Annotated in this window: 19 protein-coding genes; 6 read left to right on the forward strand and 13 right to left on the reverse strand. The window is 64.1% G+C overall.

The window, feature by feature from the left end:
- Window positions 1-45: 45 nt before the first annotated feature.
- Genes ubiB through ubiE form a run of 3 tightly spaced genes read right to left on the reverse strand, consistent with a single transcriptional unit; the run spans window position 46 to window position 3,022 of the window.
- Window positions 46-1,638, reverse strand: a complete 1,593-nt coding sequence (gene ubiB / locus G9C89_RS00460) for a ubiquinone biosynthesis regulatory protein kinase UbiB (RefSeq protein ID WP_172143395.1) — start codon at window positions 1,636-1,638, stop codon at window positions 46-48.
- Window positions 1,635-2,252 (reverse strand): ubiquinone biosynthesis accessory factor UbiJ, encoded by a 618-nt coding sequence (locus G9C89_RS00465; RefSeq protein ID WP_172143396.1) that lies wholly within the window; start codon window positions 2,250-2,252, stop codon window positions 1,635-1,637. The genes ubiB and G9C89_RS00465 overlap by 4 nt, the downstream gene beginning before the upstream one ends.
- Window positions 2,252-3,022: a bifunctional demethylmenaquinone methyltransferase/2-methoxy-6-polyprenyl-1,4-benzoquinol methylase UbiE gene (gene ubiE, locus G9C89_RS00470; RefSeq protein ID WP_172143397.1), complete on the reverse strand. Its 771-nt coding sequence runs from the start codon at window positions 3,020-3,022 to the stop codon at window positions 2,252-2,254. Before ubiE ends, G9C89_RS00465 begins: the two co-directional genes overlap by 1 nt.
- A 209-nt stretch (window positions 3,023-3,231) precedes the next feature.
- On the opposite strand from ubiE, the gene G9C89_RS00475 reads away from it, so the two are divergent.
- The 3 genes from G9C89_RS00475 (at window position 3,232) to G9C89_RS00485 (ending at window position 4,849) form a co-directional block, all read left to right on the forward strand.
- Complete coding sequence (locus G9C89_RS00475) at window positions 3,232-3,510, forward strand: polyhydroxyalkanoic acid system family protein (RefSeq protein ID WP_172143398.1); 279 nt, start codon at window positions 3,232-3,234, stop codon at window positions 3,508-3,510.
- Between the two features lie 138 nt (window positions 3,511-3,648).
- Window positions 3,649-4,089 carry a phasin family protein gene (locus tag G9C89_RS00480; RefSeq protein ID WP_172143399.1) on the forward strand — a complete coding sequence of 147 codons (441 nt, stop codon included), beginning with the start codon at window positions 3,649-3,651 and terminating at the stop codon, window positions 4,087-4,089.
- A gap of 10 nt (window positions 4,090-4,099) precedes the next feature.
- Complete coding sequence (locus G9C89_RS00485; protein ID WP_172143400.1) at window positions 4,100-4,849, forward strand: phasin family protein; 750 nt, start codon at window positions 4,100-4,102, stop codon at window positions 4,847-4,849.
- Between the two features lie 82 nt (window positions 4,850-4,931).
- Here the strand turns inward: G9C89_RS00485 and G9C89_RS00490 are convergent, their stop codons facing one another.
- The 10 genes from G9C89_RS00490 to G9C89_RS00535 form a co-directional block, all read right to left on the reverse strand.
- The gene (locus G9C89_RS00490) at window positions 4,932-5,546 is read right to left on the reverse strand and encodes a TetR/AcrR family transcriptional regulator (RefSeq protein ID WP_172143401.1); all 615 of its coding nucleotides are present in this window, start codon (window positions 5,544-5,546) and stop codon (window positions 4,932-4,934) included.
- Between the two features lie 90 nt (window positions 5,547-5,636).
- Window positions 5,637-7,319 carry a class II poly(R)-hydroxyalkanoic acid synthase gene (gene phaC, locus G9C89_RS00495; protein ID WP_172143402.1) on the reverse strand — a complete coding sequence of 561 codons (1,683 nt, stop codon included), beginning with the start codon at window positions 7,317-7,319 and terminating at the stop codon, window positions 5,637-5,639.
- 233 nt (window positions 7,320-7,552) lie between these two features.
- Window positions 7,553-8,410, reverse strand: coding sequence for a poly(3-hydroxyalkanoate) depolymerase (gene phaZ / locus G9C89_RS00500; RefSeq protein ID WP_172143403.1), 858 nt, complete (start codon window positions 8,408-8,410; stop codon window positions 7,553-7,555).
- Window positions 8,411-8,555: 145 nt separating this feature from the next.
- Entirely contained in the window at window positions 8,556-10,235 is a 1,680-nt protein-coding gene (phaC, locus tag G9C89_RS00505; protein ID WP_172143404.1) for a class II poly(R)-hydroxyalkanoic acid synthase, read from the reverse strand.
- A 340-nt stretch (window positions 10,236-10,575) separates the two neighbouring features.
- Window positions 10,576-10,947 carry a gamma-butyrobetaine hydroxylase-like domain-containing protein gene (locus G9C89_RS00510; RefSeq protein WP_172143405.1) on the reverse strand — a complete coding sequence of 124 codons (372 nt, stop codon included), beginning with the start codon at window positions 10,945-10,947 and terminating at the stop codon, window positions 10,576-10,578.
- A 100-nt stretch (window positions 10,948-11,047) separates the two neighbouring features.
- The gene (hslU, locus tag G9C89_RS00515) at window positions 11,048-12,388 is read right to left on the reverse strand and encodes an ATP-dependent protease ATPase subunit HslU (RefSeq protein ID WP_172143406.1); all 1,341 of its coding nucleotides are present in this window, start codon (window positions 12,386-12,388) and stop codon (window positions 11,048-11,050) included.
- Window positions 12,389-12,415: 27 nt separating this feature from the next.
- Window positions 12,416-12,949 (reverse strand): ATP-dependent protease subunit HslV, encoded by a 534-nt coding sequence (gene hslV, locus G9C89_RS00520; RefSeq protein WP_090501097.1) that lies wholly within the window; start codon window positions 12,947-12,949, stop codon window positions 12,416-12,418.
- A gap of 196 nt (window positions 12,950-13,145) precedes the next feature.
- On the reverse strand, window positions 13,146-13,829 hold the full coding sequence (locus tag G9C89_RS00525; RefSeq protein ID WP_172143407.1) for an SPOR domain-containing protein: 684 nt from the start codon (window positions 13,827-13,829) through the stop codon (window positions 13,146-13,148).
- Window positions 13,830-15,563: an arginine--tRNA ligase gene (gene argS / locus G9C89_RS00530; RefSeq protein ID WP_172143408.1), complete on the reverse strand. Its 1,734-nt coding sequence runs from the start codon at window positions 15,561-15,563 to the stop codon at window positions 13,830-13,832. It lies immediately after the preceding gene.
- A gap of 196 nt (window positions 15,564-15,759) precedes the next feature.
- A complete protein-coding gene (locus G9C89_RS00535) occupies window positions 15,760-17,979 on the reverse strand; it encodes a primosomal protein N' (RefSeq protein ID WP_172143409.1) in 2,220 nt (739 codons plus the stop codon).
- Window positions 17,980-18,146: 167 nt separating this feature from the next.
- On the opposite strand from G9C89_RS00535, the gene rpmE reads away from it, so the two are divergent.
- Genes rpmE through G9C89_RS00550 form a run of 3 tightly spaced genes read left to right on the forward strand, consistent with a single transcriptional unit; the run spans window position 18,147 to window position 20,628 of the window.
- A complete protein-coding gene (rpmE, locus tag G9C89_RS00540; protein WP_172143410.1) occupies window positions 18,147-18,362 on the forward strand; it encodes a 50S ribosomal protein L31 in 216 nt (71 codons plus the stop codon).
- Between the two features lie 26 nt (window positions 18,363-18,388).
- Window positions 18,389-19,189, forward strand: a complete 801-nt coding sequence (locus G9C89_RS00545; RefSeq protein WP_172143411.1) for a thermonuclease family protein — start codon at window positions 18,389-18,391, stop codon at window positions 19,187-19,189.
- Window positions 19,186-20,628: a M48 family metalloprotease gene (locus G9C89_RS00550; protein ID WP_172143412.1), complete on the forward strand. Its 1,443-nt coding sequence runs from the start codon at window positions 19,186-19,188 to the stop codon at window positions 20,626-20,628. Before G9C89_RS00545 ends, G9C89_RS00550 begins: the two co-directional genes overlap by 4 nt.
- Window positions 20,629-20,724 lie beyond the last annotated feature (96 nt).

Here is a 20,724-nt window from a genome sequence, read left to right on the forward strand (position 1 = left end):
GCCTGTGGGATAGGGTTCTAGTGTGCCAGCGCGGCTGCGGTGTGGCTATCGGCGCAGCACCAGATAAAGACCGCCGGCGAGCATGGCCCAACTGGGCCAGACCAGCAGACTGAGGGTCAGCCCTTGGCTGGCCGCGCCGCCGATCAGCAGCGCGCCGAGCAGGCGCACGGGCCACTGATGCGGCTTGGCGGACGCGCCGTTGCTCGCCGCGGGCGGCTGCTGGTTGAGGCGTTCCAGGGTGTCGCGGGCCATCTGCGACAGGTGCGGCACCTGTTCGGCCTGCTGCTGCAGATTGCGCAGCAGGTGCAGCGGGCTGACCCGTTCACGCATCCAGCGCTCGAGGAAGGGCTGGGCGGTCGTCCACAGGTCCAGCTCCGGGTAGAGCTGGCGGCCCAGGCCTTCGATGTTGAGCAGGGTTTTCTGCAACAGCACCAGCTGCGGCTGCACTTCCATGTTGAAGCGGCGGGCGGTCTGGAACAGGCGCAGGAGCAATTGGCCGAAGGAAATATCCTTCAGCGGTCGCTCGAAGATCGGCTCGCAGACGGTGCGGATGGCCGCCTCGAAATCATTGACCTTGGTGTCGGCCGGCACCCAGCCGGAGTCGATGTGCAGTTGTGCCACGCGGCGGTAATCGCGCTTGAAGAAGGCCAGCAGGTTGCGCGCCAGGTAGTCCTGGTCTTCCGCGGTGAGGCTGCCGATGATGCCGCAGTCGATTGCAATGTACTGCGGGTTCCAGGGCGTGCGGGTGCTGACGAAGATGTTGCCGGGGTGCATGTCGGCGTGGAAGAAGCTGTCGCGGAACACCTGGGTGAAGAAGATCTCCACGCCGCGCTCGGCCAGCAGCTTCATGTCGGTGCGCTGGTCGGCGAGGGTGGCCAGGTCGGTGACCTGGATGCCGTAGATGCGCTCCATCACCAGCACTTTCGGTCGGCACAGCTCCCAGTACACCTGGGGCACATAGAGCAGTGGCGAACCGTCGAAGTTGCGCCGCAACTGGCTGGCGTTGGCCGCCTCGCGCAGCAGGTCGAGTTCGTCGTAGATGGTTTTCTCGTAGTCGCCGACCACTTCCACCGGGCGCAGACGGCGCGCATCGGCGGAGGCCTTCTCGGCCAGTTTGGCGAGCAGGAACAGCCAGGCCAGGTCCTGGCGGATCACCGGTTCGAGGCCGGGGCGGATCACCTTGACCACCACTTCCTCACCGCTTTTCAGTTGCGCGCCATGCACCTGGGCCACCGAGGCGGAGGCCAGCGGCTGGGCGTCGAAGCGGGCGAACAGGTCGCCGACCTTGGCGCCGAGTTGGGCTTCGATCAGCGCTCGCGAGTGCTCCGGGTCGAACGGCGGCACCTGATCCTGCAGCTTGGCCAGTTCATCGGCGATATCCATCGGCAACAGGTCGCGGCGGGTGGAGAGCAGTTGACCGAATTTGATGAAGATCGGCCCCAGTTCTTCCAGGGCCAGGCGCAGGCGGGCGCCGCGCGACAAGTGCAGGGCCTTGCGCGGCAGCCAGCGCCACGGCAGGGCATAGCGCAGCGCGCGCAGCCAGAGCGGCAGGGGTTGGGCGAACAGCAGGTCATCCAGTTGGTAGCGGATGACCACGCGTTGAATACGCAGCAGACGACGAACGGCGAGCAGCTTCATGCGGTGGGCTTATGCGGTTGGATGATGCGCTCGATGCGGGCATCGAGACGGTCGAGGTCGAGCTTGAGGCGATCCAGTTCGGCGAAGCGGGCATCGGCTTCGCGTTGGCCGACCAGGCTACGCGATTCTTCACTGAGGTAATCGGCCAGATTCAGGCGCAGGCTGTCGAGGGTCTGGCCGGTCCAGTTGGCCCGGCTGCGGATATGGCTGCCGAGTAGCTGGCTGCCGAGCGGGCCGAGCCAGCGTGACAGTTCGTACTCCCAGTCCAGTTCCAGGTCCTGGAGGATACCGGCCAGTTCCAGGAGCACGGCGCTGTCGCCGTCCAGTTCGACTTGCGGGCTGTGCAGCACCGCCGTCTTGTCCTTGCCGGTGGCCAGGCGCAACAGGCTCGCCGCGGGCGCACGCAGGCGGCAATCGACCGCGCCGGCCCATTGCCCGGCCAGTTGCAGGCCTTCGCCACTGGGCAGGATGAACAGCCGCAGGGCCGGCGCCGTGCAGTCCAGCGCGATCACCCGGCCGCTCAAGCATGCCAGACGTGGCCGCGCCGTGCTGTCCAGGGCCAGTACCCGGTTGAGGCCGAGCTCGACGCCGGCCAGCAGGGCGGTGCTGAGCATCAGGGCTTGATGCCACGGTGCAGGGCGACGATGCCGCCGGTCATGTTGTGGTAGGTGACGCGCTCGAAGCCGGCCTCGACCATCATGGCCTTGAGGGTGTCCTGGTCCGGGTGCATGCGGATCGATTCGGCCAGGTAGCGGTAGCTCTCGGCATCGTTGGTGATCAGCTTGCCCATCAGGGGCATGAAGTTGAACGAGTAGGTGTCGTAGATCTTCGACAGCAGGCTGCTCGACGGCTTGGAGAACTCCAGCACCAGCAGGCGGCCGCCGGGTTTGAGCACGCGCAGCATGGAGCGGATGGCGTCCTCTTTGTGGGTGACGTTGCGCAGGCCGAAGGCGATGGTCACGCAATCGAAATGATTGTCCGGGAACGGCAACTTCTCGGCGTCGGCCTGGACGAACCGCACGTTGCCGGCCACGCCACGGTCGAGCAGGCGGTCGCGACCGACCTTGAGCATCGATTCGTTGATGTCGGCCAGCACCACTTCGCCGCTGGGCCCGACCAGGCTGGCGAACTTGCGCGCGAGGTCGCCGGTACCTCCGGCAATATCCAGCACCCGGTTACCCGGACGTACGCCGGACAACTCGATGGTGAAGCGCTTCCACAGGCGATGCATGCCGCCCGAGAGCAGGTCGTTCATCAGGTCGTATTTGGCCGCCACCGAATGAAACACTTCGGCGACTTTCTGCGCCTTCTGGCTTTCCGGTACATCCTGAAAACCAAAGTGCGTGGTGGGTTCGCTGTCGCTGTGCTTGCGCGGGTCGTTCATCTCGCCCTTACCTGAATAGAGAGGCTGAATCAAAGTGGCGGCCATTCTAAACCGAAAAGGCCGCGCTGAGCTGCAAGGGTCAAGCTGCAAAGTATCGCCAAAGCGAAATGCCTGGCTTCTCTTGCTGCGTGCAGCTTGCAGTGTGCAGCTAGCGGCTGCAGCTTATTGCTATAGTCGCGCGACTTAAGGTCGCAGCCAGGAGAAATGCGATGGCCAGAATCAATGTCGAACGCCCCCATTCGCTCGGTCGCGAGGTCGCCCGGGAAAAAGCCGAGCAATTGGCCGAACGCTTAGCCCGCGAGTACGCCGTGCGTTACAGCTGGAACGGCGACACCCTGGAATTCAAGCGCAGCGGTGCCGATGGCCGCATCGAGGTGGGCGAGGACCGGGTGCGGGTGCAACTCAACCTCGGCCTGCTGCTGTCGGCCATGAGCAGCAGCATCAAGCGGGAAATCGAAGAGGTGCTGGATAAGAGCCTCAAGGCCTGAGCGTCGTCGTTGCGCAACCGCTGAGGCTCGGCGGATATTTTTCGCGACTAGTATGTGGATTCTAATTTTCCTCGATACCTTGTGCCCAAGCCTGCATTCCGTGGGCGTTTCCTCAAACCACTGCGCGTGAGGTGCACCATGTCGAAAGTTATCGTGAAGAAGAAAGTTGAAGTCGAAGAGAAAGCCACCGTGCTGACCGACGTCAAAGTCTACGCCCGCAAGATCTGGCTGGCTGGCCTGGGTGCCTATGCCAAGGCCGGACAGGAAGGCGCCGAGTATTTCAAAGAGCTGGTCAAGAGCGGCGAAAGCGTCGAGAAACAAGGCAAGACGCTGGTCCATGAGCAGGTCGAAGCAGCCAACAGCCAGATCGATAGCGTCAAGAGCAGCGTGACCAGCAACGTCAATAGCGTGAAAGGTAAAGTCGAAGTGCAACTCGATAAAATCGAGAAGGCTTTCGACACTCGGGTGGCCAGTGCGCTCAACCGCATCGGCATCCCGTCCAAGCAGGATGTTGCAGCACTCTCTGCTAAGCTTGATGAGCTGAGCGCGTTGCTCGAGCACGTCGCGCGTACCAAATAAGGAGAACAGCATGGCCGTCAAAAAGAAAACCGAAAAGCAGACCAGCTCCTGGATCGGCGAGGTTGAAAAATACTCGCGTCAGATCTGGTTGGCAGGCCTGGGGGCTTACTCCAAGGTCAGCAAGGACGGCACCAAGCTGTTCGACACGCTGGTCAAGGACGGCGAAAAAGCCGAGAAGCTGGCCAAGAGCGAAGTCGAGAAGCAAGTCGAGGCGGTGAAGTCCACTGTCGAGTCGAAAGTGGGCAGCACCAAGTCCAAGGTCGACGAGGTCAAGGACCGGGCGATCGGCAAGTGGGGCGAGCTGGAAGAAGCGTTCGACAAGCGTCTGAACAACGCCATTTCGCGTCTCGGCGTACCGAGCCGCAATGAAGTGAAAGCGCTCAACGCCAAGGTCGAAAGCCTGACCAAGCAGATCGAGAAATTGACCGGCGTTTCGGTCAAATCGGTCAAGCCGACAGCCAAACCTGCGGTCAAGGCGGCTGCCAAACCGGCCGTTAAGGCTGCAGCCAAGCCTGCGGCCAAGCCAGCCGCTAAACCAGCCGCTAAACCTGCAGCTAAAGCTGCGGCCAAGCCGACTGCGAAGCCGGCTGCGAAGCCAGCGGTAAAACCAGCGGCCAAGCCGGCAGCCAAAGCCGCCGCCAAACCGGCGGTCAAGCCTGCTACTGCAGCAGTCGCAGCGGCACCTGCTGCACCTGCACCTGCACCTGCGCCTGCTCCGACAGCCGTGGTTGCTCCAGTAACACCGGCCAGCCAGTCCTAAAGACGCGCAGCCGTAAACGCAAACGCCCGGCCTAGTGCCGGGCGTTTGCGTTTGTGTTTATGCCGACGTCAGCGTTGCAGATTCAGGCTTCCAGGTAGCTTCGCGCCAGATGCTCGGCCGCGAAGCGTGATTCGCTGGTCAGGTGTGGCGCCACCAGCATCATTACCTGATAGACCACCAGACGGCTCTCACCCTCGCGGCCGATGATGCGCTGATAGTCGAGGGAGAACAGCAGGGTCAGGGTGATCTGCTCGACCAGTTGGCCGAGGGAATTGGTGTCGCTGATCAGCTGGTTTTCCGCCTTCAGTCGTGCCAGCAGCGAGGCCAGGGTGCGTTTCAATGCGTTCAACCAGTTGCGGATGCCGCGGGCCAGCTTGGGCAGGCGCCCGGCCAGGTTGGATAGGTCCTGGAACAGGAAGCGATAGTGCGCCAGGCGCTCGACGATCAGGTGCAGGAACAGCCAGTAGTCCTCGGCATCCAGGCGTACGTCGTCTGGAGGGTTGAGCAGCGGCGCCAGTTCCGCCTGGAAACGCTCGAACAGGCCGAGAATCAGCGGTTCCTTGCCATGGAAGTGGTAGTACAGGTTGCCCGGACTGATCCCCAGTTCATTGGCGATTTCCAGGATGGAGACGTTCGGTTCGCCTTGCTGGTTGAACAGCATCAGCGCGCATTCGAGGATACGGTCGCGGGTTTTCATCCGGTCTTCTTATGCTGACAGGGGAAGCGGGAAGATAACCGGCCGAAGGTGGCTTCGGCCAGTGCTCGCTAGCGTGTGGAAGCGGTTCTGCTAGCGCACATGCACATAGGTGCCGGGTGCCGCTTCCATCGCCGGGTAATGCGGGTTGCCCAGGGCTACCTGGGTCTCGCGTTGCTCGCCGGCGTGCTCCTGGATCCAGCTCAGCCACTGCGGCCACCAGCTGCCGTCGTGCTTCTGCGCGTCATGGTACCAGGCGCGCGGGTCGCCGCTGAGCTTGCTGCTCTCGAGGTAGTTGGCCTTGGGGTTGCCCGGCGGGTTGAGAATGCTCTGGATGTGCCCGCTGTTGGACAAAATGAAGCGCTTGCTGCCACCGACCAGCAGACTCGAGCGGTAGACCGCGTCCCAGGGGGTGATGTGATCGTTGATCCCGGCGACGTTGAAGCTGTCGACCGTGACCTTTTGCAGGTCGACCGGGGTGCCGCAGATTTCCAGGCCGCCGGCACGGATCAACGGGTTGTGTTTGAAGAAGTCGATCAGGTCGCCATGCAGGGCGGCCGGCAGGCGGGTGTTGTCGTTGTTCCAGTAGAGAATGTCGAAGGCCGGCGGCTGCTTGCCGAGCAGGTAGTTGTTGATCCAGTAGTTCCAGATCAGGTCGTTGGGGCGCATCCAGGCGAACACCCTGGCCATGTCGCGGCCGTCCAGTACGCCCTGCTGGTAGGAGCGGCGCTTGGCCGCTTCCAGGGTTTTCTCGTCGGCGAAGAGCATGGCCGGGCTGTCGAGCTGACTGTCCAGCAGGCTGACCAGATAGGTGGCGCTGGCGACTTTGCGCAGCTGCCGCTTGGCTTGCAGATGCCCCTGCAGGGCGGCGATGGTCAGACCGCCGGCGCAGGCGCCCAGCAGGTTGACGTCCTTGCTGGCGGTGATCGCCCGACAGACATCGATGGCTTCCTCGACCGCCTGCACATAGCTCGACAGGCCCCACTCGCGGTGCGCCTTGGTCGGGTTACGCCAGCTCACCACGAATACCTGCAGGCCGTTTTTCAGGGCGTACTGGACGAAGCTCTTGTCCGGCGACAGGTCGAAGATGTAGTACTTGTTGATCTGTGGCGGCACGATCAGCAGGGGGCGCAGGTATTGCTTCTCGCTCATCGGCTTGTACTGGATCAGCTCCAGCAGTTCATTGCGAAACACCACCGCGCCGGGTGTGGCGGCCAGACTGCGGCCGACTTCGAAGGCTCGCTTGTTGACCTGGCTGGGCAGACCATCGTTGTGCAGCAGGTCGTCGAGCAGGTGGCCCAGGCCTTTGAATACGCTGCTGCCGCCAGTGTTGAACAGTTCCTTGAGCGCCAATGGGTTGAGCAGGGTATTGGAGGGGGACAGGGCATCGCCGAGGATGCTGACGACGAAGCGCGCGCGAGTGCGGTCGTCGGCACTCATGTCGCTTTCCTCGATCCAGTGGCTCAGCTGATTTTGCCAGGCCAGGTAGGCCTGCAGGCTGCGCCGGTAAAACGGATTGAGTTTCCAGGTCGGATCGGCAAAGCGCGAATCCTTCGGGTTGATCTGGTACGGCGTGTCGCCGAGCAGTACTCGACCCAGTTGCCCGCCCAGGGCCAGTACGTGTCGGGCGCTGTGAACCGGTTGGCGCAAGCCCTGCACGGCCAGGCCGCGCAGGGTGGAAAGCATGTCTCTGGCGCGCAGGCCAGCAACGGCGCTCTGGGCATTCATCGAGCCGGCCGGGGCCGGAAGGCTGCGTGTCGGGGGTTGTTTGCGCATGAGGCGACACTCCAAAACTATCCGTGATCAGGGAGCAGTACAGCAAGGCTTGTACCAAGAGGCTGCGGGTTCGCCCCCTAGACTAGCGCAGGTTGTTCCCCGACATGTGACAGCTTGAGCAATCAAGTGCCAGACCCCGCGGTCCGCACCAGGATGGGGCGGGCGGACACTGCTCGTGCCTCCTCGGTGCGGGATGCAGTGGGCGAGAGGTTTTCAGCGCTTCTCGGCGTGGATCAATTCTGGCGGGCAGGTGTGGGCTGGGGGTGCATCACGGCGCGTTGGCGTTCTTCGGCGAGGAATTTCATGATGATCGGCGCCACGACTCCGGCGCGGGTCACCAGGAACAGGTGGCCATCGTCGATTACATGCAGATCGGCATTCGGAATGCGCCAGGCCAGCAGGCGCATGTTGATCAGCGGGATCAATGGATCGTCGTCGCCGGCCAGCACCAGGGTCGGTTGGCGGATCTTGTGCAGCCAGTGGATGCTGGTCCAGCCGAGGCCGGCGAACAGCTGCCAGTAATAGCCCATCTTGCCGCCCGAGCGCACCTTGCTGGCATGGGCCAGGGCCAGCTTGGGGTCGCGGCGGAAAGCACCGCCGTAGATGTCCGGAGCGATCTGCACGCCATAGGACGGCTGCACATAGCGCCGTGGACTGGCCATGCGCCAGAGTACCTTGGGCTTGCCCGGCACCATCACCGCCCCGGCCGAGGTGGCCGCCAGCACCAGCTTCTTGCAGCGTTCCGGGTAGTCATGGGCGAACTGTTGCGCCAGGGCGCCGCCCCAGGACACGCCGATCACATTGACCTGGCCGTAGTTCAGGTAATCCAGCATGCGCGCTGCCAGTTTGGCCAGTCCGGGGAAGCGGAACGGGGTGCGGGGGGTCGAGGAGCCACCGACACCGGGCACGTCGAAGGCAATTACTTCGAGATCGCTGTCGAGCGCCAGAACGAAGGGCATGACCAGTTCCAGGTTGGCGCCGATGCCATTGAAAATCAGCAAAGGCGCCATCTTTCCACTGCCGGGACGAACGGCGGTACGGATGGTTTGGCCATCCAGGTCGATGGTGCGAAATACAAAAGGTAACGACATGCGCGCAGGCCCTATGAATGAAAACACTGGGTGAGACCGTCCCGGTCACTCCCAGAACAAACCTGATCGCCCGCTCGGCAAATCTGCCGGTTGGGCGAGCGGCACTTCCAGGTGCCGCGGGCAGTGGTGCGCAGGGCGCAGTCGATCACCGTTCGTGTACGTAGGTTCCAGGTGCTGGCTCGCCAGGCGGGAACTGTTTGTTGCCCAGTTTGCTCGGTGCTTTCTTGCTGGGACCGGAGCGCTCGGTCAGCCACTTCTGCCAGTACAGCCACCAGGAGTCGGTGTGCTTGGTCGAGCCTGCCTGCCAGTCTTTCGGTTCGCGCGGCAGTTCCGCGTTGGTCATGTAGCGAGCCTTGGGGTTTCCCGGCGGGTTGAGGATGCTCTGGATATGGCCGCTGTTGGACAGGACGAACTCGCACTTGCCGCCAAACAGATGGGCCGACTTGTAGCAGGCCTCCCAGGGGGTGATGTGGTCGGTGGTGCCGGCGAGGCAGAACACGTCGCAGGTGACCTGCTTGAGGTCGATCGGCGTGCCACAGACTTCCAGGGCGCCGGGACGGATCAGCGGATTGGCCTTGAACATGTCGATGAATTCGCCGTGCAGCGCGGCGGGCAGGCGCGTGGTGTCGTTGTTCCAGTAGAGGATGTCGAACACCGGCGGTTCGTTGCCGAGCAGGTAGTTGTTGACCCAGTAGTTCCAGATCAGGTCGTTGGGGCGCATCCAGGCGAACACCTTGGCCATGTCGCTGCCTTCGATGACGCCGGCCTGGTAGGAGCGGCGCTTGGCCATCTCCAGGGTCTTCTCGTCGGCGAACAGGGCGACCTGGGTGTCCAGCTTGTTGTCCAGCACGCTGACCAGCAGGGTCAGGGCGTGTACCTTGTGCTCGCCAAGCGCCGCATAGTGGCCGAGCAGCGAGGCGGTGGTCATGCCGCCGGAGCAGGCGCCGAGCATGTTGATGTCTTGGCTGCCGGTGATCGCGATGACCGCCTCGATAGCTTCCTTGAGCGCTTCGATATAGCTCGACAGGCCCCACTCGCGTTGCGCCTTGGTCGGGTTGCGCCAACTGACCACGAAGGTCTGCACGCCGCTGCGCAACAGGAAGCGCGCCAGGCTCTTCTCTGGCGACAGGTCGAACACGTAGAACTTGTTGATCTGCGGCGGCACCACCAATAGCGGGCGCTCGTGCACCTGTTCGGTGGTCGGCCGGTACTGGATCAGCTCCAGCACGCTATTGCGGAACACCACCGTGCCTTCTGTGGTGGCCAGGCTCTTGCCGACCTCGAAGGCCTTCATGTCGACCTGGCTGGGCATGCCGCCGTTATTGACAATGTCCTTGGCCAGGTGCGAAAGGCCGTCGAGCAGGCTCTTGCCGCCGGTCTCGAAGAAGCGCTTGACCGCCGCGGGGTTGGCCATGCTGTTGCTTGGCGCCATGGTGTCGGTCATCAGGTTGACGAGGAAGTGGCCGCGGTTGGCGTCCTGCTCCGACATGTTGCTGTGTTCGACCCAGTCATGCAGTTCCTTGCGCCAGGCCAGATAGGTCTGTAGATAGCGCTTGTACAGCGGATTCTGGCTCCAGGCCGGATCGGCAAAGCGGCGGTCGCCACTCTCGGGCTGCAGCTCGGACTTGCCAAGCAGGACGTTCTTCAGTTCCACGCCGAAATGAGCAACGTGTTTGGCGCTGTGAAACGGCTGCCGGATAGCCTGGGTGAGCACCGTGCGGGCTGACGTTAGCAGGTCCTTGCTCTGGATGCCGACGATCGGGTTCAGGCCGAGAGTGTTCTCTGAAGCTTGGTATTTCAGATCATCATTGCTTTTTTCAGACATCTACGACGCTCCATTGTCCTGAGACGAATACCGGCGTGTTGCTGTGCAAGGCGACACGGGACTAGGGCCGGGTATTGCTCGGGTTACCGGGGGCGGAACTGATCCGCTTCTCAATCTATGCACCTGGCTTGGCCAGATGCAGGGAACCTGCCAGTTCCTTGGTTACCCGAGTTTGTTGATTTGCGCAAGCTTGCCGCGATACGGGCAAGTGCGCGCTGAGTATGCCGAGATAGATTAGAAAGTGCGCTCTAACCTCGGTGAGAGAAGGGCTTGAGCGTGGGGCCGACCGCCCGCTGCAGGCGGCTGGAACAGCTGGACAGGCTCTGGCTCGCCGGTTGGGCTAGAGCATCAGCTTGACCACGAACTCGTCGGGGTCGCGGGATTTTCCGGCAGCCGCGAGCGCGGCCAGGTAGTCGGCCCATAAACGATCCTTATCAGTGGCCAGTTGGTAGAGGTAATCCCAGCTGAACAGCCCGCTGTCGTGGCCATCGTCGAAACACAGTTTCAGGGCGTAATTGCCGGCCGGCTCGACGCTGCTCAGGGCGACGTGCAGCTTGCCGGTCTGCAGGATCGGCTTGCCATGGCCTTGCACTTCCGCCGAGGGCGAGTGCACGCGGAGGAACTCGGCGGTCAGGCTGTAGCTGTCGCTGCCGTACTGCAGCTCCAGGGTTCGCGATGCCTTGTGCAGTTTGACTGCGCTGGGAATGTGCATGACGGGTTCCGCAAGGGGTTGGTGTAGGAGTGAGCTTGCTCGCGATCATGGTAAATCGCGAGCAAGGACTAGGCGTCCCCCTCGCTCCTACAGGCTGCGTTTAAAGAATATAGCGCGAGAGGTCTTCGTCCTGGGCCAGTTCGCCGAGGTGGCCGTTGACGTAGTCGGCATCGATACGGATCGGCTTCTCGTCATGCTGGGCCGCCAGGTCGCCGGCGCTGAAGGACACCTCTTCGAGCAGGCGCTCGAGCAGGGTATGCAGGCGGCGCGCACCGATATTCTCGGTCTTCTCGTTGACCTGCCAGGCGATCTCGGCGAGCCGCTTGATACCGTCTGCGGCGAACTCGATGCGCAGGCCCTCGGTGTTGAGCAGGGCAATGTACTGCTCGGTCAGCGAGGCATGCGGTTCGGTGAGGATGCGCTCGAAATCTTCCGGCGACAGCGCCTTGAGTTCGACGCGGATCGGCAGGCGGCCTTGCAGTTCCGGCACCAGGTCGCTCGGTTTGCTCAGGTGGAAGGCGCCGGAGGCGATGAACAGGATGTGGTCGGTCTTGACCATGCCCAGCTTGGTGTTGACCGTGCAGCCTTCGATCAGCGGCAGCAGGTCGCGCTGCACGCCTTCGCGGGAGACGTCGGCGCCACCGACATTGCCACGCTTGGCGACCTTGTCGATCTCGTCGATGAAGACGATGCCGTTCTGCTCCACGGCTTCCAGGGCGCGGGCTTTCAGCTCTTCCTCGTTGACCAGGCGCGCGGCCTCTTCGTCGCGCACCAGTTTCAGCGCTTCCTTGACCTTGAGCGTGCGGCTCTTCTTCTTGCCCTTGCCCATGTTGGAGAACAGGCTCTGCAACTGGCTGGTCATCTCTTCCATGCCGGGCGGGGTCATGATCTCGATGCCGGCCGGGCTGTCGGCCACCTCGATGTCGATATCCTTGTCATCCAGCTGACCTTCGCGCAGGCGCTTGCGGAACAGCTGGCGGGTGTTGGAGTCGCTGCTCGGCGCCGGGTCTTCGTTGAAACCGGCACGCGGTGGCGGCAGCAGGGCATCGAGGATGCGTTCTTCGGCGGCGTCCTCGGCGCGGTGACGGACTTTGACCATCTCCTGCTCGCGGAGCATTTTCACCGCGGCATCGGCCAGATCGCGAATGATCGACTCGACATCGCGGCCGACGTAGCCGACTTCGGTGAATTTGGTCGCCTCGACCTTGATGAAGGGTGCGCCCGCCAGTTTGGCCAGGCGCCGGGCGATTTCGGTCTTGCCGACGCCGGTCGGGCCGATCATCAGGATGTTCTTCGGCGTCACTTCGGCGCGCAACTCCAGCGGTAGTTGCATGCGCCGCCAGCGGTTGCGCAGGGCGATGGCCACGGCACGCTTGGCGTCGTCCTGGCCAATGATGTGGCGGTTGAGTTCGTGCACGATTTCGCGGGGCGTCATGGACATAACAGGCGGCTCCGAACGGAAATCGGCTCAGATGGCCGAGTCCAGTTCCTCAATGGTCAGGTTCTGATTGGTAAAGACACAAATGGACGCGGCAATGTTCAACGCCTTTTCCGCAATTTCGTGGGCCGACATCTGCTCGGTGTTCTCCAGCAAGGCCAGGGCCGCCGCCTGGGCGAAGCCGCCGCCGGAGCCCATGGCGATCAGGCCGTGCTCCGGCTCCACCACATCGCCATTGCCGGTGATGATCAGCGAGGCGTCTTTGTTGGCCACGGCGAGCATGGCTTCCAGACGGCTCAGTGAGCGGTCGGTGCGCCAGTCCTTGGCCAGTTCGACGGCGGCGCGTACCAGGTGGCCCTGGTGCTTTTCCAGCTTGCCTTCGAAGCGCTCGAACAGGGTGAAGGCATCCGCGGTAGCGCCGGCAAAACCGGCCAATACCTGGCCGTGATAGAGGCGGCGAACCTTTTTCGCATTGCCTTTCATCACGGTATTGCCGAGGGAAACCTGGCCGTCGCCGCCCATGACGACTTTGCCGTGGCGGCGTACTGAAACGATGGTGGTCAAGGGGGAGTCTCCACGCAGCGGGGCGAAAATGCCCAATGCAGATTCAAATGGGGGGGCGTGCGCTACTTTTCAACCGGAGGCCGATGATTCTCGACCAAATGGCAGGCGCGCGGCTGTAACAGCAGATTGCCGATACAGCGCATGCGCGCCGAGGAAAAGCGTCGACCGGCTCCTGGCGGGCCGGTCGGGGTGAGGCTCAGCGGTTCTGCCGTTGCTGCAGGAGCAGATTGCCGAAGCCGTTGGCAGACAGGGCTTTTTGCGAGACCGCGAGTTGCTCGCGGTTGGCGAAGGGGCCGACCAGTACGCGGTACCAGGTTTCTTCGCGCACCGTGCCGGATTCCACGCGCACGTTCTGGCCGAGCAGGATGATCTGCGCACGCACGCTTTCCGCATCGTCCTTGCGCCGGAACGAGCCGGCCTGGAGGAAAAACTGGGTACTCAGTGGCGCCTGGGCAGCAGGTTCGGGCTTGGCTATCGGCGGTGCGGGCGGCGGCGTTTCGCCGTTGAGTGCGGCCAGGGCGCGGGCGGCGTCGATCTTCGCCGCTTCTGCCGGGGTCACCGCTGGTTGCACGGGGGCGGGTGGCGGCAGGGCATCCGGCGGCACTATGACTTCCGAGTCGGGCAGCAGGGTGTAGAAATCGTACTTGGGCTTGCCCGGTTCCTGCGATTGCGCAGCGGGCTTAGGCTGGCTGGCACGCGCCGTCTCAGCCTTGTTGCGTTTGACCGCATCGCCACCCGGTTGCAGGTTCATCAGCAGCATGACGAACACGCCGACGGCCAGGCCGCAGGCCAGCCAGATCCAGCCGGGCACGGGTTTCTTCGCCGGAGCCTTGTAGCGGCTGGCGCCGCGTTTGGCTGGGGGCTTCTTGCGCGCCGCCACTTACATGCGCTCCAGGGTTTCCAGGCCGAGCAGCTCCAGGCCCTGCTTGAGCGTGCGCCCGGTCAGGGCGGCCAGGCGCAGACGGCTCTGCTGGGTGGCCTGGTCTTCGGCGCTGAGGATCGGGCAGTGCTCGTAGAAACTGGAGAACAGCCCGGCCAGGTCATAGAGGTAGGCGCAGAGCAGGTGCGGCACGCCTTTGTCGGCGACGTTATTCAGCACTTCGCCGAATTGCGCCAGTTTGCCGGCCAGCGCCAGCTCCTGTTCGGCCGCGAGGATGATCTGTCCCTCGATGCTGCTGGTGCCCAGTTTGCGGAACACGCTGGCTACCCGGGTGTAGGCGTACAGCAGGTAGGGCGCGGTGTTGCCCTCGAAGCTGAGCATCTGCTCGAAGTTGAAGCTGTAGTCGCTGGTGCGGTGCTTGGACAGGTCGGCGTACTTCACCGCGCCGATGCCGACGGCGTGGGCAATGCTGCGCAGCTCGCTTTCATCCAGATCCGGGTTCTTGCCCTTGACCAGGCTGTAGGCGCGCTCTTCGGCCTCGTCGAGCAGGTCGATCAATTTGACCGTGCCGCCGTCGCGGGTCTTGAACGGGCGGCCGTCGGCGCCGTTCATGGTGCCGAAACCCATGTGTTCGAGCTGCATGCCGTCATGCACGAAGCCGGCGCGGCGCGCCACTTCGAAGGCCATCTGGAAGTGCAGAGCCTGGCGCTGGTCGACGAAATACAGCGCGCGGTCGGCCTTGAGCTGCTGGCTGCGGTAGCGCATGGCGGCCAGGTCGGTGGTCGCGTAGAGGTAGCCGCCGCCGGCCTTCTGCACGATCACCGGCAGCGGATTGCCTTCGGCGTTCTTGAACTCGTCCATGAACACGCACTGGGCACCGTCGCTTTCGCTGAGCAGGCCCTTGTCGCGCAGGGCCTCGATGATGCCCGGCAGTTCGGCGTTGTAGGCGCTCTCGCCCTTGACGTCGGCCGGGGTCAGCTTCACGCCCAAACGGTCATAGGCCTGCTGGCAGTGCGACAGGGATATCTCGTTGAAGCGGTGCCACAGGCGCAGGCATTCGGGCTCGCCGGCTTGCAGCTGGACCACCAGTTCGCGGGCGCGCTCGGCAAATTCGGCGGAATCGTCGAAGCATTTCTTCGCCGCGCGGTAGAAGCCTTCGAGGTCGGCCAGCTCGCTCTCGGCAGCGGCCGGGTTGGCCTCCATAAAGGCCAGCAGCATGCCGAACTGGGTGCCCCAGTCGCCGACGTGGTTCTGCCGGATCACGCTGTCGCCGAGGAATTCCAGCACCCGTGCCACGGCGTCGCCGATGATGGTCGAGCGCAGGTGGCCGACGTGCATCTCCTTGGCCAGGTTCGGCGAGGACAGGTCGACCACTACGGTCTGCGGCTTGCCGGCCTTGCGCACCCCGAGCCGGCTGTCGGCCAGCAGGGCGTCGAGGCGACCGGCCAGGGCCTGGCTGTTCTGGTAGAAGTTGAGGAAGCCGGGGCCGGCGATCTCCACCTTGCTGATGTCGGCATCGCTGGGCAGCGCGGCGATCAGCTTCTCGGCCAGGTCGCGCGGCTTCAAGCCGGCCGGCTTGGCCAGCATCATGGCGATATTGCTGGCGAAATCACCGTGGCTCTTGTCCTTGGTGTTCTCCACCTGGATCGTCGGGCTCAGACCCTCGGGCAGCACGCCTTCGGTCGTCAGGCGGGTCAGGGCTTGCTGGATCAGGTGGCGAATGCTGTCTTTCATGGTCTGCTCGGTCGGCCGTTGAGGCGGCTGTGCCCTGAGGCGCTGGTGGGAAACTGGGCATTATCGACGCCCGGAGGGCGCAGCTTCAAGCGGCAAGTCATAAGCTGCAGGTAAAAGCTGTGTAGGGTGCGCCGTGCGCACCACCTGCCTGTGTGCCAAGGGTGCGCACGGCCTAGGCGGCCCCGCGCACCCTACTTCAGAATAAATCGATCGGGTCGACATCCAGCGACCAGCGCACCGCGCGACCGCTGGGCATCTGCTCCAGCGCCAGCATCCAGCTGCCGAGCAGGCGGTGCAGCGGCGCGCGGGCGTTGGCTTGCACCAGGAGTTGCGCACGGTAACGGCCGGCGCGGCGTTCCATCGGTGCCGGGACCGGGCCAAGCAGTTCGATGCCACTGAGCTTGAGCTCGTTCAATAACAGTTCGGCTTCACTGCAGGCCTCGTCGAGAAAACCTTCGGCCTGCCCCGGCTTGTGCGCTTCGGCGCGCAGCAGGGCCAGGTGGCAGAAGGGCGGCAGGCCGGCGCTGCGGCGCTCGCTGAGGGCTTGCTCGGCGAAGGCGAAGTAACCCTGTTCGGTCAGTTGCACCAGTAACGGGTGGTCGGCCAGGTGGCTCTGGATGATCACCTTGCCGGGTTCCTCGGCGCGCCCGGCGCGGCCGGCGACCTGGACGATCAGCTGGGCCATGCGCTCGCTGGCGCGAAAGTCGGCGGAGAACAGCCCGCCGTCGGCATCGAGAATCGCCACCAGGGTCACGCGGGGGAAGTGGTGGCCCTTGGCGAGCATCTGGGTGCCGACCAGAATGCACGGCTCGCCGCGCTGCACGGTGTTGAACAGGGTGGTCATGGCCTCCTTGCGCGAGGTGCTGTCGCGGTCCACGCGCAATACCGGAACCTGCGGGAAGAGAATGCCCAGTCGCTCTTCGGCGCGCTCGGTACCGGCACCGACCGGGCGCAGGTCGACGTTGTTGCAGGTCGGGCAGTTGCTCGGCTGGCGTTCGACATGCCCGCAGTGGTGGCAGCGCAACTCGCCGGAGCGCTGGTGCACGGTCATCCGTGCGTCGCAACGCGGGCATTCCGACAGCCAGCCACAGTCGTGGCAGAGCAGGGTCGGGGCGAAACCGCGGCGGTTGAGAAACACCAGCACCTGCTGGCCGGCCGCCAGGGTCTGGGCGATGGCCTGCTGCATGGGTGCGGAGATGCCGGAGTCGAGTGGCCGGCTTTTCACGTCCAGGCGCAGGAACCGCGGTTGCTGGGCGCCGCCGGCGCGCTGGTGCAGGTGCAGCATGGCGTAACGGCCGCTGTGGGCGTTGTGCAGGCTTTCCATGGAGGGTGTGGCCGAGCCGAGCAGAATCGGAATGTTGTCCTGGTGCGCCCGCACCACGGCCAGGTCGCGGGCGTGGTAGCGCAGGCCCTCTTGCTGCTTGTAGGAGGCGTCATGTTCTTCATCGATGATGATCAGGCCGGGGCGCTGCATCGGCGTGAACAGCGCCGAGCGCGTGCCGATGATGATATCGGCCTCGCCATCGCGAGCGGCCAGCCAGGCGTCCAGGCGCTCGCGGTCGTTGACCCCGGAGTGGAGCAGGGCGATCCGCGCATTGAAACGCCGCTCGAAGCGCGCCAGGGTCTGCGGACCGAGGTTGATCTCCGGGATCAGCACCAGGGCCTGCTTGCCGGCTTCCAGGGTCTCGCGGATCAGCTGCAGGTAGACCTCGGTCTTGCCGCTGCCGGTCACTCCGGCGAGGAGGAAGGCATTGAAGCGGCCGAAGCCGGTGCGGATGGCTTCGGCAGCCGCGCGTTGCTCCGGGTTCAATGGCAGTTCCGGTTCGGCCAACCAGTTGAGGTGGCGTTCGCTGGCGGCATGCCGGCGTATCTCGATGCGCACCAGGCCCTTCTCGTGCAGCAGGCCGAGGCTGTCCTTGTTCAGTTGCAGCTGGCCAAGCAGTTGCTGGGCGACGCCGTGCGGGTGCTGGGCGATGGTCTGCAGGGCCTCGCGCTGGCGCGGCGCGCGGCTCAGGCGCGGGTCATCCAGTTGGGCGCCTTCGGCCAGGTGCCAGAAGCGCTCCTGGCGAACCTCCGCCGGCTCGCCCTGACGCAGCAGCACCGGCAGCGCCCAGCTGAGGGTGTCGCCCAGGCTGTGCTGATAATACTGCGCCGTCCACAGGCACAGCTTGAACAGCGCGGGCGGCAGCGGCGATTGGGCATCGAGCAGCTGCAGGGCGGGTTTGAGCTTGCCGGCGGGAACCTCGCTGTGATCCGTTACCTCGATCAGAATGCCGATCAGCTCGCGCCGGCCAAAGGGTACGCGCAGCCGTGCGCCCGGTTGCAGGGCGCTGCGCGGCACACCGGGCGGCGCCCGGTAGTCGAACAGGCGGCGCAGCGGCGAGGGCAGAGCAATGCGCAGAATGGCGTCGGGCACGCGGTGGGCTCCAGGCAGAAGGGCGCGATCTTAGCACGGGGTCTGGCGACGGCCGGTGTCGCGGTGGCTTGCGTCGTGGCGGCGCTCTGGTATCATCGCCGGCCTAATTCCGTGCGGTACTCGACAATAGTGTCGGGTGGCGGCACGTCAGCCCCGAGGAATACACCATGAAAGCCGATATCCATCCGAACTACGTAGGCCTCACTGCTACCTGCAGCTGCGGTAACGTGATCGAAACCCGCTCCACCCTGGGCAAGCCGATGAGCCTGGACGTGTGCAACGAATGCCACCCGTTCTACACCGGCAAGCAGAAAATGCTGGATACCGGCGGCCGTGTTGATCGCTTCAAGCAGCGTTTCGGCATGTTCGGCGCCAAGCAGTAAGTTTGCGCGCAGCGACGGGTGCCCTGATGGGCGGTTCCTCGCTAGTAAAAAAGGCGTCCCTGGCGGGCGCCTTTTTTATGTCCGTGTTTTACCTGGCATCCGTTCAGGCGTTCTGTCCGGCCCCCGGCACATTGCCGAGCGTCAAGGTTCAGCGGATCGTTGATGGCGACACCCTGCGCCTGCAGGATGGCCGCAGTGTGCGGCTGATCGGTGTGAACAGCCCCGAACTCGGGCGTGAGGGGCGCAGTGCCGAACCCTTGGCCGAGGCTGCGCGCAAGCGCTTGAGCGAGTTGGTGGCGGCCAATGACGGGCATGTCGGCTTGCAACTTGGCCGTGAGCCGAAGGATCACTACGGGCGCACCCTGGCCCATGCCTACGACGGCAAGGGGCGTAACCTCGAAGCGCAACTGTTGGCCGAGGGGCTGGGCTATCTGGTGGCGATTGCGCCCAATGTGGCGTTGGTCGAGTGCCAGCAGACGGCCGAGCGCTTGGCACGGCAGTCGCGCGTCGGCCTCTGGCGGCGCTCGCCGGTACAAGCGCCCGGACAGCTGAGCCGCGGCGGTTTTGCCCTGATCGAGGGGCGGGTCGAGCGGGTCGAGCGCAATCGCGGTGGGGTTTGGCTGGAGCTGGGGGATTCGTTGGTCCTGCGTGTGCCACCGCAGGCACTGGAGGGTTTCGATCTCCGTCGACTGCACAGTTTGGCTGGGCGCCGGGTCGAAGCCCGGGGCTGGGTGATTGACCGTTCCCGCCGCGCAGGGGTAAAACCGGGACAGGCACGCTGGATGTTGCCCGTGACCCATGAGTCGATGCTGGAGGTGCTGCCATGAGCCTGCGTTATTTGGCGCTAGGGCTGCTGATACTCGGGCAACTGACCGGTTGTGCAGTCAACCCCGCCACCGGGCACAGCAATTTCGTGATGATGAGTGAGCGCCAGGAACTGGATCTCGGCCAGCGCTACAGCCAGGAAATCCTCAAGCAATACCCCCGTTATGCCGACGAGAAACTGCAGGCTTATGTCCAGCAGGTCGGCGAGCGAGTGGCCAGGCACAGTCATCGCGACCAGCTCGATTACCAATTCACCGTGGTGGACAGCCCGGATATCAACGCCTTCGCCCTGCCGGGCGGCTATATCTATATTCACCGCGGGCTACTTGCCTATCTCAATTCGGAAGCCGAGCTGGCGGCAGTATTGGGGCACGAGGTCGGCCATGTCACCGCGCGGCACGGCGTGCAGCAGCAAAGCCAGTCGAGCGCCTGGGGCATTCTGGGTCAGGCGCTGGCCATCGGCACCGGGGTCGGTGCAGCGGCCGACCTGACCAGTGTCCTCGGTAGTGCCTTCGTGCGTGGCTATGGCCGCGACATGGAGCTGGAGGCCGATGGTTTGGGGGCCCAGTACCTGGCGCGCAGCGGCTATGACCCACAGGCGATGATCGAAGTGGTCAAGGTGCTGAAAAATCAGGAAGACTTCGCTCGTGAACAGGCAGCCAAGCGTGGTCAGGCGCAACCGGCGGGCGGCTATCACGGCGTATTCGATACCCATCCGGATAATGATCGGCGTCTGCAGCAGGTTCTGGGGCCGGCGCGGGCGCTGGCAACCGGGCAGCAGGAAATCAATCGCGAGACCTTTATCAAGCATCTGAATGGGCTGCCATTTGGCGATTCCGCCGCCAGCGGTGTGCGCCGGGGTCAGCACTTCTACCATGCCGAACTGGACTTGACCCTGGAGTTCCCGCAAGGCTGGAGCATGGTCAACCGGCCGGATGCGCTGATCGGTCACAGTGCCGATCAGCAGGCCTTTATCGCCATGACCCAGCAGGCCAATCCGCAACGTCTCTCAGCCGCTCAACTGCTGCGTCAGCGCGTCGGCGGGCAGCGTCTGCAGGCTGAGAGCGAATGGCGTCAGGCCGGGTTGTCGGGCTACAGCGCCATCATCCCGGGCACTGCCGCCAAGCGCGTCGCGGTGCTGTTGCAGGGGCCGCGGGCTTATCTGTTTGTTGCGGCGGTACGCGGACGCACGTCGCTGGATGCCCACGATGACAGCTTTCTCAAGGTGATCAAGAGCTTGCGCCCGCTTACCACGGCCGAGCGGCGTCTGGCAGAGCCTCTGCGGCTGCATCTGGTCAAGGCGCAAAGCGGGCAGGGCATGGCGGCCCTGGCCAGCCAAAGCAAGTTGCCGGGCGACGCCCAGGCGACCCTGCGCCTGCTCAATAACCTCTATCCCGCAGGTGAGCCAGCCCCTGGCAGCTGGCTCAAGGTCGTGCGTTAGTCACGTGCGTCCGGGTAAGGCTTAACGGTCTTGTGCAGATGTATACAACTTGCGTATCCTCGGCCGCCTGCCTGTTCAACAGCCAAAAAAGCGGAA

Source organism: Pseudomonas tumuqii (assembly GCF_013184545.1).
GTDB classification, from domain to species: Bacteria; Pseudomonadota; Gammaproteobacteria; order Pseudomonadales; family Pseudomonadaceae; genus Aquipseudomonas; species Aquipseudomonas tumuqii.